The organism is Proteus sp. FME41, from assembly GCF_014897315.1.
GTDB lineage: Bacteria > Pseudomonadota > Gammaproteobacteria > Enterobacterales > Enterobacteriaceae > Proteus.
Map to the genome: position 1 here is coordinate 1 of NZ_JABUYL010000026.1, position 14,806 is coordinate 14,806.

18 protein-coding genes and 1 tRNA gene are annotated in these 14,806 nt (G+C 38.9%); 5 read left to right on the forward strand and 14 right to left on the reverse strand.

What is annotated here, in order from left to right; genetic code table 11:
• From INT04_RS17205 to INT04_RS17225, 5 genes are all read right to left on the reverse strand, one after another.
• Positions 1-282, reverse strand: a 282-nt coding sequence (locus tag INT04_RS17205; RefSeq protein ID WP_319022975.1) for a primase-helicase zinc-binding domain-containing protein, incomplete at its 3' end; no start/stop codon positions are given.
• A complete protein-coding gene (locus tag INT04_RS17210; RefSeq protein ID WP_161738287.1) occupies positions 275-595 on the reverse strand; it encodes a hypothetical protein in 321 nt (106 codons plus the stop codon). The genes INT04_RS17205 and INT04_RS17210, both read right to left, overlap by 8 nt.
• Positions 588-782 carry a hypothetical protein gene (locus tag INT04_RS17215; protein WP_004245359.1) on the reverse strand — a complete coding sequence of 65 codons (195 nt, stop codon included), beginning with the start codon at positions 780-782 and terminating at the stop codon, positions 588-590. The genes INT04_RS17210 and INT04_RS17215 overlap by 8 nt, the downstream gene beginning before the upstream one ends.
• Entirely contained in the window at positions 779-967 is a 189-nt protein-coding gene (locus INT04_RS17220; RefSeq protein WP_004245361.1) for a hypothetical protein, read from the reverse strand. The genes INT04_RS17215 and INT04_RS17220 overlap by 4 nt, the downstream gene beginning before the upstream one ends.
• Complete coding sequence (locus tag INT04_RS17225) at positions 960-1,136, reverse strand: host cell division inhibitor Icd-like protein (protein WP_109406124.1); 177 nt, start codon at positions 1,134-1,136, stop codon at positions 960-962. The genes INT04_RS17220 and INT04_RS17225 overlap by 8 nt, the downstream gene beginning before the upstream one ends.
• A gap of 184 nt (positions 1,137-1,320) precedes the next feature.
• Between INT04_RS17225 and INT04_RS17230 the strand changes: the two genes are divergently transcribed.
• Positions 1,321-1,500 carry a YlcI/YnfO family protein gene (locus tag INT04_RS17230; RefSeq protein WP_161738288.1) on the forward strand — a complete coding sequence of 60 codons (180 nt, stop codon included), beginning with the start codon at positions 1,321-1,323 and terminating at the stop codon, positions 1,498-1,500.
• 316 nt (positions 1,501-1,816) lie between these two features.
• Here the strand turns inward: INT04_RS17230 and INT04_RS17235 are convergent, their stop codons facing one another.
• The 6 genes from INT04_RS17235 to INT04_RS17260 all read right to left on the reverse strand — a co-directional run bounded on the left by INT04_RS17235 (position 1,817) and on the right by INT04_RS17260 (position 5,755).
• On the reverse strand, positions 1,817-2,413 hold the full coding sequence (locus INT04_RS17235; protein WP_161738289.1) for a Bro-N domain-containing protein: 597 nt from the start codon (positions 2,411-2,413) through the stop codon (positions 1,817-1,819).
• A gap of 122 nt (positions 2,414-2,535) precedes the next feature.
• On the reverse strand, positions 2,536-2,814 hold the full coding sequence (locus INT04_RS17240) for a helix-turn-helix transcriptional regulator (protein ID WP_094960114.1): 279 nt from the start codon (positions 2,812-2,814) through the stop codon (positions 2,536-2,538).
• On the reverse strand, positions 2,814-3,032 hold the full coding sequence (locus INT04_RS17245) for a helix-turn-helix transcriptional regulator (RefSeq protein WP_094960115.1): 219 nt from the start codon (positions 3,030-3,032) through the stop codon (positions 2,814-2,816). The genes INT04_RS17240 and INT04_RS17245 overlap by 1 nt, the downstream gene beginning before the upstream one ends.
• Before the next feature lie 116 nt (positions 3,033-3,148).
• A complete protein-coding gene (locus INT04_RS17250; RefSeq protein WP_193017322.1) occupies positions 3,149-4,066 on the reverse strand; it encodes a hypothetical protein in 918 nt (305 codons plus the stop codon).
• Positions 4,067-4,274: 208 nt separating this feature from the next.
• Positions 4,275-5,486, reverse strand: coding sequence for a tyrosine-type recombinase/integrase (locus INT04_RS17255; RefSeq protein WP_161738282.1), 1,212 nt, complete (start codon positions 5,484-5,486; stop codon positions 4,275-4,277).
• Between the two features lie 174 nt (positions 5,487-5,660).
• Positions 5,661-5,755: transfer RNA gene (locus INT04_RS17260), tRNA-Sec, on the reverse strand.
• 239 nt (positions 5,756-5,994) lie between these two features.
• On the opposite strand from INT04_RS17260, the gene prlC reads away from it, so the two are divergent.
• Complete coding sequence (gene prlC / locus INT04_RS17265; RefSeq protein ID WP_193017323.1) at positions 5,995-8,037, forward strand: oligopeptidase A; 2,043 nt, start codon at positions 5,995-5,997, stop codon at positions 8,035-8,037.
• A 3-nt stretch (positions 8,038-8,040) separates the two neighbouring features.
• A complete protein-coding gene (gene rsmJ / locus INT04_RS17270; RefSeq protein ID WP_193017324.1) occupies positions 8,041-8,787 on the forward strand; it encodes a 16S rRNA (guanine(1516)-N(2))-methyltransferase RsmJ in 747 nt (248 codons plus the stop codon).
• Between the two features lie 75 nt (positions 8,788-8,862).
• Here rsmJ and gdhA read toward each other — a convergent pair whose 3' ends face one another.
• The gene (gdhA, locus tag INT04_RS17275) at positions 8,863-10,203 is read right to left on the reverse strand and encodes an NADP-specific glutamate dehydrogenase (RefSeq protein WP_193017325.1); all 1,341 of its coding nucleotides are present in this window, start codon (positions 10,201-10,203) and stop codon (positions 8,863-8,865) included.
• A gap of 252 nt (positions 10,204-10,455) precedes the next feature.
• Positions 10,456-10,890: a universal stress protein UspA gene (gene uspA / locus INT04_RS17280; RefSeq protein ID WP_193017326.1), complete on the reverse strand. Its 435-nt coding sequence runs from the start codon at positions 10,888-10,890 to the stop codon at positions 10,456-10,458.
• A gap of 407 nt (positions 10,891-11,297) precedes the next feature.
• Between uspA and uspB the strand changes: the two genes are divergently transcribed.
• Positions 11,298-11,630, forward strand: coding sequence for a universal stress protein UspB (gene uspB / locus INT04_RS17285; protein ID WP_193017327.1), 333 nt, complete (start codon positions 11,298-11,300; stop codon positions 11,628-11,630).
• Between the two features lie 66 nt (positions 11,631-11,696).
• Here the strand turns inward: uspB and pitA are convergent, their stop codons facing one another.
• Positions 11,697-13,196: an inorganic phosphate transporter PitA gene (gene pitA / locus INT04_RS17290; RefSeq protein WP_193017352.1), complete on the reverse strand. Its 1,500-nt coding sequence runs from the start codon at positions 13,194-13,196 to the stop codon at positions 11,697-11,699.
• 309 nt (positions 13,197-13,505) lie between these two features.
• Here pitA and INT04_RS17295 point away from each other — a divergent pair, with 309 nt between their 5' ends.
• Positions 13,506-14,723, forward strand: a complete 1,218-nt coding sequence (locus tag INT04_RS17295; protein ID WP_193017328.1) for an NAD(P)/FAD-dependent oxidoreductase — start codon at positions 13,506-13,508, stop codon at positions 14,721-14,723.
• The last annotated feature ends 83 nt before the right edge of the window (positions 14,724-14,806 follow it).

The following is a 14,806-nucleotide window of genomic DNA, read 5'->3' on the forward strand; positions in this document are numbered from 1 at the left end:
CAAAGCTTGTGAGACTTCTTTAGCTGCCTCATAGATAGAGATGCCTTTTACTTTGGCAATTAAATCTAATCCGTCACCGTGGTTAGGCTCATCACATTGGCGACAAAACCAATTGCCGTTATGGTGATCATCAATAAAGTGAAAGCGGTCAGTTCCCCCACATACAGGGCATGCGCCATGTTTACCTCGTTCAGGTACATTAACCCCACATAGAGGTAATAAACTATCCCAGTGATTTATTGCATTACGCTTTACTTCACGGATCAGCTCAATATTAGTCATTGCCTACCTCCGTATAAGGAAATCCCTCACGTTGATAGATTTTAAATTCCGCTTCATGCTCATTAAAACGCATCGCATCAACCAAACGAGGTAAATACATCAATGACTCACCAATACGCCGTAAATCATTTTTAGCTTGGCTTTCATGGTAATCTTCATTTGCACAAGCCCAAAAAGCACACTCCCCCATGACACGTAATGTCGATAGCAACCCGTCACAAGTGTCAGAGGAAACACTTCTAAATTTTCGTAGTTCTTCTGTGCTCATGGAGTCCAAATCAGCCTTTACAAGATAGTCATAGATATCAGACATTATTTTCACTCCCCACCGCATGACTTAAAGCATCACGAACATTTTTTGTATAGTCGAGTGAGATGCTAATCATGTTAGCAACATCTTGATTATCCTCAGCTTCAAGCCATATCGTTAAGAGAGTCTCTAACTTGTAAATATCCATAATCGGGCTATCGAGTAATAATGCTAATTCATTGTTTTTCATGCTGATACCCCGTTGTTATCACGTAATGATTGGCTAATTTGTTGGTTTAAATCACAAGCAATTGAAATCAAGTCTAATAACTCTTGAGAGCATTCATCCGATGCTTTTTCAAGAATGACGCTATATAGAGAGCTGGCTAAACCTGCTTTATATTTTGCTGTATCAATACAAATGGTATTAAGCATGATCTCCCTCCTGACGAATACGAGCAGAAAAGAGACAAGGTGAGTCGGGAAGTAAAGAACGAGCTTCTTTCTCGTTGCTGGCTTCAACGGAAAAATATTTAGATTGCTGGCATGAGAAGAAACGCCATTTAAATTTAGGGTGAGTTTGGGTAGACTTATACATAGCCATAGTGTTACTCCATTTAACATTGTGGTTAAACGCCTCGATAGTGTTCCTAGCACTTCGGGGCGTTGCTATTTGGTGAATCGCACCAACACTTATAAAGTTACCTCTAAGTGAATCGCACTTCAACCCTTTTATTACATTTATTTTTGCGTATACTGAATCGCACCAACTATATGGAGATTCAGAAATGGCAACAAGTTCAATCAATAACAAATCACAACAACTAAATGCTCGTTTCCCGCATGATGTAGTAGCAGATTTGGAGAGGAATCTAGAAGATGGTGAAAGTAAGGCGCAATTTATAGTCACTGCTGTAAAAGCAGAAATTAAACGTAGACAACGTAAAGCCAAACAATCAACTGAGTGAACATTATTCACTAGGTTACTATGCTGAACTCCGTACGTTAAACGTACGCACATCAAATCCCATCCACCAACGGAGGATAGGAAATATTGAACCAACCCGATACAATCGGGTAGCCCAATACTATTGGGTAGCCTTGAAACTTCCCCTCTTAAAGATGGTAAGTTCGTAACTAAAACTCTTAATGAGTTATTGTTCATAACTAGCTCTACTGAATGAAGTTGAATTAAGACAGCCTGCACGCTGTCTTTTTTCTTTTGTGCGTAACTATTAGTTACTCGCAAACTGGATAGATTTGTTGTTTGAGTAGTGTTCATCATCAGCACTCCTCAACCCAATCAGACTGGTGCTTACTCCACAACGCTCTTTCTTCACGCTGTAAACTTGCTTTTTCTTTCCTACAAGCCTGTAAATCGCGACCTCGTTGTGATGATTTTTCTTTGTATTGCTTTTGCCTCCTGGTTAAGTCATTTAATTCGCCAAAAGGAACGCCATAAGCTCCCGTTCTACGAATAGATGGAATGACATCACGAAATACCCAGTTAGCAAAACGGTGTGCAAAAGTCCCTTCCTTAGTTGCTTTACGGCTACGAGTAATTAGCTTATAAAAACCAGATTCAGCCACAAGGTTAAACAGGGGAAGTCCTGCACTAGATTTAATACCCTTTATCGAACATAGGGTATTCTCATCACTGTCTAATGTTTTAATCGCATTTGTTACGTTTTTAATTTCTAAAGCTTTACAAATATCCGCAGCAATAAACCACGGTTCATTATTAATTTTAACTATCCGCACCTGAATGCCTTCAAAGCGAATAACAGAAATATCATCTGAATTAATATTCAAAATATGCTCTTGACTGATTTTAGGGTGAGCGAATCCATCAGCAATTAAGCTGTTTTTTTCCAATTTCATATATTTCTTCTCTTTTATTTAATTAGAGCTATCGCGACAACATATTTAGCTTGAACTATTTTGTATGCAAACGAACGCAAATTCGTATTTTATTAATTGAGTGTAATTAACAATTAATTGTGCTAGTTCGATTTACGGCTATATGGGTTATTAATATTTTCCACGGCAGGCGGGTTATGAACCCATAGCAATAAATCACTTAATAGCCATGCACAAGAATTACGCCCTAATGCTTTACGCGCAGGGAAACGCCCTTCTTTTTCTAGTATGTAAGCTGTTGTGCGTGAAATAGATGTGATGCGTTGACGTTCTTTCTCGCGAATGAGGCGATCATACTGTTCTCCATACTCGGCAAGAATAGAACGGCGTAATTCTGGTGTTGGCGAGATAAACCGAGCCATTAAACCACCTCCATAGCGCGTGATTTAGTAATCTTGCTTAATACCCATCTATCTATTTCTGATTCAACAAAAGCGATAGAACGAGAACCGATCTTGACTGGTTTTGGAAATTCATTTCTCGAAATAAGTACATAGATCCAAGCTTTACCATAGCCAGTGCGGCGCATAACTTCGGGTAAACGAATGAGGTTTTCTTGTAATGGTATTACTATTGGCATGTTGCCCCCTGCTATCTGATTAATGATACGCCTTAGTAGACGCTCTTAGATTTCAGGAGAGAATATACTTCGTTGAATTAGAGGTTTTCGTAATATGACAAATTTAGTTCGTAATATTACAAATCAATATTTTTAAGCCAACCAGAAACAGCATTGCCACTAGGTAACGGAAGATCTAATGAATCAAAATCTTTTCTAATCACTCCCCTTGGGTTTTCAATATGAGATCGTGGGTTATCTGCAATATCTTTCCCATATTTAACACAGGTTAATCCATATATATATTGAGCCATCGAATTGATGGTCTTAGGTGACTCTTTTTTATCTTTTTTACAAATATTCTTATTTGTTAGTTTTAAAATATTAGATTTTTTAATTACAGGTAATGCACCACTCGGTACGCTTGTACAAGGCAAAAGTTGATGAGCATAGTCACCATTATTAACCAAGTTGAGAAGATGGGTTAATTTGGCTATATGTTTATCAACTAAAGGATTCAAACGATCTGCATGAGCCAATTTCATAGCTTCTATTATTTTTAGAGACTCTCCAATATCAACTGGGGATAATACCTGATATAGGTCATTTCCTTTAATTAACACAATCCCTCTTACACCATATAAACTTCTCAACGGCTCATTAAGCCCAACACTTTGGCTATAAAGGCATTCATTGAAGTGTTTAATTACACCACAAAATAAAACATCCCACAGTCCTTCAATTCTAATAATCTCATTATTTATAGGCATTGCATGTTGAATTAAGGTATCAGGCATTACTGCATCACTATTCAGCATTTCTAAATTAGCTTTTATTAAAGCATCAGGATCTTCTAACGCAACTGATAAAGGTACAGTTTTTAATGTTACCTTTCTCGCTGGAGTGGGTGTTTGAAAAAAAATAGATTGCAGAATTACTTTATCAGCAACAAGTCTAGCTATATCACCAATAGATACTTGTATTTCTTGGTTCGCTTCCAAAAAATTTACTATTTCTTGATAACTCAGCCATTCACGATACGTTGATATATCCACACTCATTTCCGTGAGTTTCCTTGTGGTCTATTAAGATATATTAAAATCCATTTTAAAGCTAAATATGTAATATACAATACTATTAGTCTGTACATTCAAGTGAACAACCTGTGAATAAATATAATTTTAAATTAAATTACAATGAATTATATAAAAAAAAACCAGCTATTTATCGCTGGCTGTTTGTTCTATAAAGTATCAGGTTATATTAGAACTGTTTAAATTTACCATAAACAATATTATTCTCATTTTCTAAAGCATCCATATAATCAGCATACCATTGAAGCATTTCTCTACGTCCATCGATATATTGAGCATGGTTATATGTTCCACGAATGGAGTTTTTATCAATATGAGCTAGTTGTGCTTCAATCCATGCAGTATTAAATCCTTGTTCATGAAGAATTGTACTCATCGTATGTCTAAAACCATGTCCCGTTAACCTACCTTTATATCCCAACAACTCAATAACCTGATTTACACTCTCTTTGCTGATAGGTTTGTTATGATCGTTCCTACCAATAAATACCAGTGGATAAATTCCGCTAATTGGTTGTAAGGACTTAAAAAGCTCAATACATTGAGAAGAAAGAGGTACAACATGTGGACGTTTCATTTTCATCACTTCTGCGGGGATTTCCCATATCCCATTAACTAAATCAAGATTTTCCCATTTAGCAAACCTAAGTTCTTGAGTTCTTACCGCTGTTAGCATCAATATTCTCGTAGCTGTTTTAGTAATAAAGCTACCAGTGTAACCAGATAAATCCCGTAAGAAATAAGGTAATTCTTTAGCACTTAAAAAAGGAAAATGTTTTTTCTTTGGTGGGGTAAGCACACTTGCTAGGTCAGGTGCAGGATTGTATTTTGCTCGTCCAGTAACTATTGCAAACTTAAATACTTCCCCACATCTCTGACGAACTTTACGCATTTTTTCTAAAGCTCCCCGTGCTTCTATCTTCTTAAGTACATCGAGTAATTCTAACGGGGCTATTTCTGCAATTTCTTTATCGCCAATGAATGGAAAAATATCTTTTTCAAACGTATCTATAATTTCATCTCGATACTTTAATGACCATCTATCAGACTTTGTTTTATGCCATTCTCGCGCTACAACCTCAAATGAATGAGTTACTTTTCTTTCTATCTGTTCTTTCTTTTCCTTTCTTTCATCACTAGGATTAATACCATCCAAAAGTAGTTTTCTAGCAACTTCACGTTTTTCTCTTGCCATTAATAAAGTTACTTCTGGGTATACACCAAAAGAGAGCATTTTAGCTTTTCCCTCAAAACGATAACGAAAACGCCAACCTTTAGAACCATTAGGCTCTATCAGAATTGATAGCCCTTTTCCGTCAGCAAGAGAGTATGCCTTATCCTTAGGTTTCGCTTTCTTGATTACCATATCTGTTAGCTTCATAAATGCCTCAATTGTGTATAGGAAAAAATGTATAGAAAATCCTACTCACAAAATTATACACAAATGATCGTATATTTGGGTAGTTCTTAAAATACCTCAGTATACTTGAATTAGTTTAATTTCATTGATTTTAAAGGAGAAAATAGACTTTAACAGACACTAGTAAACTAGGCGTGGCGGAAGATCACAGGAGTCGAACCTGCCAAGGACCGCTGGCGGCCCCATCTGGATTTGAAGTCCAGCCGCCCCACCGGGGACGATGATCTTCCATTTCTGGAGGGTCAAAAGGAAATAACGGGATGATTATACGCTGAATTATTTTTAATCCCAAGTGCATCAAATCAATAAAACCTCTTTCAAATAAAATAATCCCGTTTTTGAGTAAAACCTCGGATAATTACCGCGATACTATTGAACTTATGCGGTTTCATCCTCATCTTACTCTCTATAACGAATAAACTCAGTGGTGTGTTTTACATCACTGCAAACCAAAATACAGGATGTTTTTATGTCAAATCCATTACTTAGCACAACGGGATTACCTGCATTTTCCCTGATCAAACCAGAACATGTTGTTCCTGCATTAAAAGAAGTGTTAACTACGTATCGTGAAAAAGTCGAAAAATTACTGACTGATAATACTCAATTTAGCTGGGATAACCTTTGTCAGCCATTAGCAGAAGCCGGCGATAAATTGTCTCGTGTTTGGTCTCCCGTCAGCCATTTAAACTCAGTCAAAAATAGTGCTGAACTGCGTGAAGCATATGAACAGAGTTTGCCATTGCTGTCTGAATTCAGTACATGGATGGGACAACACGAGGGTTTATACCAAGCTTATAAATCAATTAAAGAAAGTGCTGATTTTAATACATTAACTCAGCCACAGAAAAAAGCCGTTGAGAACGCATTGCGTGACTTTGAATTGTCAGGTATCGGTTTACCCAAAAAGAAGCAACAACGTTTTGGTGAAATCAGTGCGCGTATGTCTGAATTGGGGGCGAAATACGGCAATAATGTATTAGATGCCACAATGGGTTGGTCTAAACTAGTTACTGATGTAAATGATTTATCCGGTATGCCGCAAAGTGCTATTGATGCAGCCAAAGCGCTTGCTGAATCTAAAGAACAACAAGGCTATCTGCTAACACTTGATATGCCAAGTTACCTACCCGTTATGACCTACGCGGATAATAGCGAACTTAGAAAAGAGATGAGCATTGCTTATAGTACGCGTGCCTCTGATCAAGGTCCCAATGCCGGCCAGTGGGATAATAGCGAAATTATCGCGGAGATCCTCGCATTACGCCATGAACTTGCTCAATTGCTTGGTTTTAAAAACTACGCTGAAAAATCACTCGCCACTAAAATGGCAGAGTCTCCAGAACAAGTCCTGAGCTTTTTAACTGATTTAGCACAACGCGCCCACCCGCAAGGTAAAGAAGAATTAGCTGAGCTCACTCAATTTGCAAAAGAGCACTATGGCGTTGATAAATTAGCGTCTTGGGATCTGGCTTACTACAGCGAAAAGCAAAAACAACACTTATTCTCAATCGATGATGAGCAACTGCGTCCTTACTTCCCAGAACAGCGTGCTCTAAGCGGCTTATTTGAAGTTGTTCATCGTATCTATGGTTTAACAGCCAAAGAGCGTAACGATATCGACACTTGGCATGATGATGTGCGTTTCTTTGAGCTTTATGATGAAAGCAACATCTTACGCGGTAGCTTTTATCTTGATTTATATGCACGTGAACACAAACGTGGTGGCGCTTGGATGGATGATTGCATGGGAAGAATGCGTCATGCCGATGGCAAACTACAAAATCCTGTTGCTTACCTTACCTGTAACTTTAATAAACCCGTAGGCGATAAACCAGCACTGTTTACTCATAATGAAGTCACCACGTTGTTCCATGAATTTGGTCATGGCTTACATCATATGTTAACGCAAATTGATACCGCCGATGTCGCTGGTATTAATGGTGTGCCATGGGATGCGGTTGAATTACCAAGCCAATTTATGGAAAACTGGTGCTGGGAGCCAGAAGCATTAGCCTTTATTTCTGGTCATTATGAAACTGGCGAACCATTACCACAGGCAATGCTTGATAATATGCTTAAAGCAAAAAATTATCAGTCAGCGATGTTTGTGTTACGCCAATTAGAATTTGGTCTATTTGATTTCCGTTTACATGCAGAGTATGACCCAGCAAAAGGGGCCCGCGTGATGGAAACCTTAACCAGTGTGAAAGATCAAGTATCTGTTGTTCCTTCAACACCTTGGGCTCGTTTTCCACATGCTTTTAGCCATATATTTGCAGGGGGTTATGCCGCAGGTTATTACAGCTATTTATGGGCAGATGTACTGGCAGCAGATGCCTTCTCACGTTTCGCCGAAGAAGGCATTTTTAACCGTGAAACAGGCCAATCATTCCTTGATAATATTTTAACCCGTGGTGGTTCAGAAGAACCGATGGAACTGTTCAAACGCTTCCGTGGTCGTGAGCCTCAACTTGATGCCATGCTGAAAAGCTATGGTATTAAAGGATAATGAGTGAAAATCTGTTTACTTTGTGAAGAAGGCGCTGATAACAGCGCCTTATCTGATTTAGCGCAACGTTGGGGATTAGTTCACGACGATACGCAAACCATGGCGTTAGTATTAACGCCGACGCACCTTGAATTGCGCAAACAAGATGAACCTAAATTAGGTGGCATCTATGTAGATTTCGTAGAAGGCACCATGGCTCATCGTCGTAAATTTGGCGGTGGTCGAGGTGAGGCGGTGGCAAAAGCGGTTGGGATCAAAAAAGACTATCTGCCTGATGTTGTTGATGCAACAGCAGGGCTTGGTCGAGATGCGTTTGTCTTAGCGTCTATTGGTTGTAAAGTTAGAATGGTAGAGCGTCATCCTGTGGTTGCTGCACTACTTGAGGACGGCTTAAAACGTGCTTATCTTGATGCGGACATTGGTAAATGGATGCAAGAGAGAATGACATTAATTCATGCTTCTTCTGCCCAAGCATTAACTGAGATCACGCCGCCTCCTGATGTTGTCTATCTTGATCCGATGTATCCACATAAAGCAAAAAGCGCATTAGTGAAAAAAGAGATGCGCGTATTTCAATCTTTGGTCGGTGCTGATGAAGATGCAGATGCACTACTAGAACCCGCAATGACGTTGGCAAAAAAACGTGTTGTCGTAAAACGTCCTGATTATGCTGAACCCTTAAATAATCAACCTGCACATGCCAATGTCACCACAAAAAACCATCGATTCGATATTTACCCTTGTGTGTAAACACTTACACATAAGGATAAAGAAATTGGTTTCAAGTCTGACGGGTGTTAAACACCCGTTCAGAATTAATGAGGTTTACAGTACACCTTGTGCCAGCATTGCATCCGCAACTTTGACAAAACCCGCAATATTCGCACCTTGAATATAATTAGTTTGCTTACCTTCACCACCGTAGTTCACACAAGCATGGTGAATATCTAACATGATGTGATGTAAGCGAGCATCCACTTTCTCGGCTTTCCAGCTTAACCGTGCTGCATTCTGCGCCATTTCTAAGCCAGAGGTTGCAACACCACCTGCATTAGCGGCTTTACCTGGCGCAAAAAGAACACCTGCTTCAATAAAGGCATCTGTTGCCGCAATTGTGGTTGGCATATTCGCACCTTCTGCAACCGCTTTAACGCCATTGTTGATCAAGACTTTTGCAGCCTCTAGATCTAATTCATTTTGTGTTGCACAAGGTAGAGCAATATCAACAGGAACAGCCCAAGGTTGTTGCCCTTCAAGATAGGTTAAACCAAATTCTTTGGCGTACTCTTCAACACGGCCATAGTTATTTTTAATTTCAGTGAGTCGGGCGAGTTTTTCAGTAGTAAACCCCGCTTCATCAACAACCGTCCCCCCTGAATCTGATGCCGTGATCACTTTAGCGCCTAGCTCTAAACATTTCTCAATAGTAAATTGAGCAACATTACCTGCGCCAGAAACCGCCACACGCATCCCCTCAAGAGACATACCATGACGTTTAAGCATCGCATTAGTAAAATAAACTAAACCGTATCCAGTGGCTTCTGGGCGGATTAAACTGCCCCCGAATGAAAGCCCTTTACCCGTAAATACGCATTCATTGCTATTAGACAGTTTTTTCATCATACCTGCCATAAAGCCCACTTCACGTGCACCCACGCCGATATCTCCCGCAGGAACATCGGTATTAGCTCCCAGATGGCGATAAAGTTCTGTCATTAATGCCTGACAAAAACGCATCACTTCACCCTGGCTTTTGCCTTTAGGATTAAAATCAGAACCCCCTTTCGCGCCCCCCATTGGTAATGTCGTTAATGCATTTTTAAATGTTTGCTCAAAACCTAAGAATTTTAGGATAGAGAGATTCACGGAAGGGTGAAAGCGCATCCCCCCTTTGTAAGGCCCGATGGCTGAGTTAAATTGAATACGCCATGCACGATTAACCTGTACTTGCCCTTTATCATCTAACCAACAGACGCGAAACTGAATAATACGTTCAGGCTCAACTAAGCGCTCAAGTAATGATTGTTCACGATATTGTGGATTTTTCTCTAAGAAAGGCCACAAAGTGGTAAAAACTTCACGAACCGCCTGATGATACTCAGGTTGATGAGCGTTATATTTTTCTACCCCTTCTAAAAACGAAGATAATGAGCCAGAGATATTCATTCCGCTATTCCTTTTTTGTGTAATGTGATGTTGGCATAACCTCATTTATTCGGAATATTTTTGGGTTTTGTGAGGTTGATGTTGTTTTGCTTCTTGAATATATCATTAAAATGCATTCACACTTCAAGACATTTTTTTCATAATTAGACAAAAAAAAAAGGTTGACTCTGTTTAACAGCAAGAAAAATAGGAAATTTAGGCAAAAAAATACCTGCATAAGCAGGCATTTTTTTTGCTTAAACAAGCAAGCGATTATTCTTCTTCATCTTTCAGCGGAACAATTAACATATCAACGTGTACAGTATTAATTAACTGACGTGCTGATGACATTAATTTACTCCAGAAGTCTTGGTGATGACCACAAACGACTAAATCCATATCGTATTTTTTAATCGCATCAACCAGAACTTGTCCTAAATCGCCACTACCACTCAAGGTTTCTTGGATTTCATAACCTGATTTATCAGAGAGGTCTCTTAACGCGTTACGGGTTTCATCAGTAATACGTTGTTGCATATCACCAAGGTTGACATCAATTAGACCGGTATAAAGATCAGAGTAGTTAACATCAACGTGAATTAAGGAAACTTTGGCATTATAGGGTTTTGCCATAGATACAGCTTTCTGTACTAAGACATTACTCTCAGGGGATAAATCAACTGCCACTAGAATATGCTTATAAGCCATCGTGAACTCCTTCCATAAGCTGATTAATCGGTTGGAAAGGCGGTGAAGCCTATATCCTATGTATTAAATATAACGTTTTAAGATGAAAGTTAGATGTCGCCTTGATCACAACTTAAGTCAAATTAATCAAGAAAGCATCTATCGGTAAAATAACAATATACACCATTTTAGATTAGTACGATGTCATTCACCGACAATATCATCATAATAATGAGAATTGAGTATAAAAAACAACAAAAACACCCTTTTAGAGTTATTTTTTAATCATTTTTTTGAAAAAGAGAACAACTTGAACACGTCACTTTTGTTTATTGCTTAATTTCACCTAAACTTAAATAAGAGAAAAAAATAACCTCTATAGGTAAAGGTTTTCTCATCTCAGAATCTATTATTCTAGGGAGGGGATTATGTTTAATGTCATTGTCATCTTTTGGGCGCTCTGTATTCTTTGCCTGATTAATATGATGCGTTATTTCTCATCTATTCGGGTATTACTTACGATATTGCGCCAATCAGATCCTTTACTCTACCAATCAGTAGATGGTAACGGATTTTTTACTATGCATGGGCAATTTACAAAACAACTACGCCTTATTCGCTATATTAACCAACGCCAATACATCAATCACCATAACCCTGAAGTGATTATGCGTTGTGAGCGAATTTATCGGCAATTTTACCTTGTTAGTCGTTTTTGTATTCTTGCTGTAGCAAGCCTCATAGCGATGCTTTTTTGGTAAAGACAAAACAAAAAACGGTGACTAAAAGTCACCGTTTATAAACAAACTTGGGTCGTTTATTGCTTATCAGCTATTCACAATGAATGTCAGTGATATCCAATAAAGTAAACCTGATAAACCAATACTAACGGGTAATGTTAAGATCCAAGCCAGTGCAATATTTTTCACCGTCTTCGATTGAACCCCACCACCATCAACAATCATTGTACCTGCAACTGCAGATGACAGAACTTGTGTTGTTGATACAGGCATACCCGTATAACTTGCGACACCAATGGACACTGCGGCTGTTACCTGAGCAGAAACCCCTTGAGCATAAGTCATACCTTTTTTACCAATCTTCTCACCAATCGTTACTGCAACGCGTTTCCAACCTACCATTGTCCCAATAGAGAGCGCTAATGCCACTGCAACAATGATCCAAATTGGTGCATATTCCACAGTGTTTAGCAGGTCACGACTCAATGTTTTTAAGAACCGTGCATCTTGGGCGCTAGTTTCAGGTAGTTTAGCCACTTCTGTTGCGGTATCAGCGATACACATCAGTAATCGACGCATTTGAGCACGCTGGTCTGCACTTAGCTCATCATAAGAGCTAATATTGGCAAGCATTTGTTCTGTTTGATTTAGAACAACTGGCGTTCTCGCGCTATTACAATGGAAATCGGTATCACTAGGATCAGTTTGTGCTGATACTGTTGGCGTATTATCGATAGCATGTTGTAGTGCTGGCTGATGCTTTTCATAATACTGCTGTAAATGTACAACGGCATCATGCGTTTTAGTGATATCGTATCCACTTGCACTCATATTGACGACGAAACCCGCAGGCGCCACGCCAATTAACACTAACATGATAAGACCGATACCTTTCTGCCCATCATTTGCACCATGAGAGAAACTGACTCCAACTGCAGATAAAATCAGTGCAGTACGAGTCCAAAATGGTGGCTTACGCTTACCATCTTGTTTCTCACGTTCAGCCGGTGTCAGGTGAATACGACGACGTTTTTTCGTACTACTCCAGTAACGGCGCAGTAAGAAAATCATCGCACCTGCAATAACCAAGCCGATAATTGGAGAAAGAATGAGAGATAGGAAGATACTGATCATTTTTGGTATATTTAATGCATCAACGATAGACGAATCTGTCACGATAGCATTTGTTAAACCAATACCAATGATAGCACCTATTAGTGTATGTGAACTTGATGCTGGAATACCGAAGTACCAAGTACCTAAGTTCCAGATAATGGCGGCTAACAGCAACGAGAAGACCATAGCAAGGCCATGACCCGAGCTCACATTCAGCAGAAGATCTGTCGGTAACAAGTGAACGATAGCATAAGCTACGCTCAGCCCACCGAGCAGAACGCCAAGGAAGTTAAATACACCCGCCATTACGACCGCGAATTGCGCACGCATAGCACGAGTATAGATAACAGTTGCTACCGCATTTGCGGTATCATGGAAGCCGTTAATGGCCTCATAAAATAGCACAAAAAGTAGTGCTAAAACCAACATTAAACCTGTATGAAATTCTAGGTCAGTAAACAAATGTAGCATAGACGTTAAGCCAGTTAGTTGGACATGAACGCGGCGCATTATCAGCGACAAATGCGAACGGTGGAAGCGAAATTTAACCTTTTTTTGATTTGATAACCAAGAAAATTAGAGCCTTTTTAAGATAATTCCTTATATATCATTTAATTAATAAAAATAAAAAAAAAGTAAATTTCTGACAATTTTTATCTTTGCTAATGTAAATTTAGGTGAAAAATGCAAATTTCTCCATATAATTTTACAAAAACACTCTGATCTTACGCGAAAATCATTGATTAAGTAGTCAGACAAAACCAAGAACGAGACATCATTGTGGGATCATACGATACAGTAATTATAGGTGCAGGAGCCGCGGGGCTTTTTTGTGCATCTTTAGCAGGACAAGCAGGATTATCTGTTTTAGTACTCGATAATGGCAAAAAAGCAGGTCGAAAAATTCTTATGTCAGGGGGCGGTCGTTGTAATTTTACTAATATGTATATTGAGCCTTCAGCCTACTTATCAGAAAATCCTCATTTTTGTAAGTCAGCACTTGCTCGCTATACACAATGGGATTTTATTGAATTAGTACAAAAGCATAAAATTACTTACCATGAAAAAACATTGGGACAGCTTTTTTGTGATGACTCAGCACAACACATTGTTGATTTATTGCTTACTGAATGTCAAAAAGGGGAAGTAAGTGTTCGCTTACGCAGTGAAGTAACGAAAATCGAGAAAACAGATGAAGGCTTTACTGTTTTTGTTGATGGAAAAACGATTTTTACCTCATCTGTTGTTATCGCGAGTGGTGGGCTTTCTATGCCAGGTTTAGGCGCAACACCTTTTGGCTATAAAGTTGCAGAGCAATTTGGCCTTTCTGTTTTACCCACTCGTGCGGGTTTAGTCCCTTTTACGTTGCACAAACCACAACTTGAGCAACTTAGTCAACTCTCAGGTGTGGCGGTTCCTGCCATTGTGACAGCAAAAGACGGTACAAATTTTAAAGAGAATATTCTTTTTACTCATAGAGGTCTTTCAGGCCCTGCGATTTTGCAAATTTCTAGTTATTGGCAACCCGGGGAGTATGTGAGTATTAACTTACTTCCAAATAACAATCTTGAAAGCTTTTTACAAGAAAAGCGACAAGAACATCCTAATCAGTCATTAAAAAATACGCTTTCTCGCCTATTACCAAAGCGATTAATTGAAATAATGATAGAAAATAAACAGCTACCAGATATCTCTCTAACTCAACTGAGTAATGAGCGTATTACTCAAATTGCAACGTTGCTACAAGAATGGCAAGTGCAACCTAATGGCACTGAAGGTTACCGCACCGCAGAGGTTACCTTGGGCGGTGTAGATACCCGCGCCCTTTCCTCTAAAACAATGGAAGCCACAAAGGTAAAAGGACTCTATTTTATTGGAGAAGTCGTGGATGTCACAGGTTGGTTAGGCGGATATAACTTCCAATGGGCATGGAGTTCGGCTTATGCGTGTGCACAAAGCCTAATTTCAACACCAAAATCGACATTTACTGCACAATAATGAATAAATTTGCAAATGTTAAAGTTATAAATATTAGTTTTGTAATTCTATAAATTTATAAGTCATACATAACAAAACCCAGT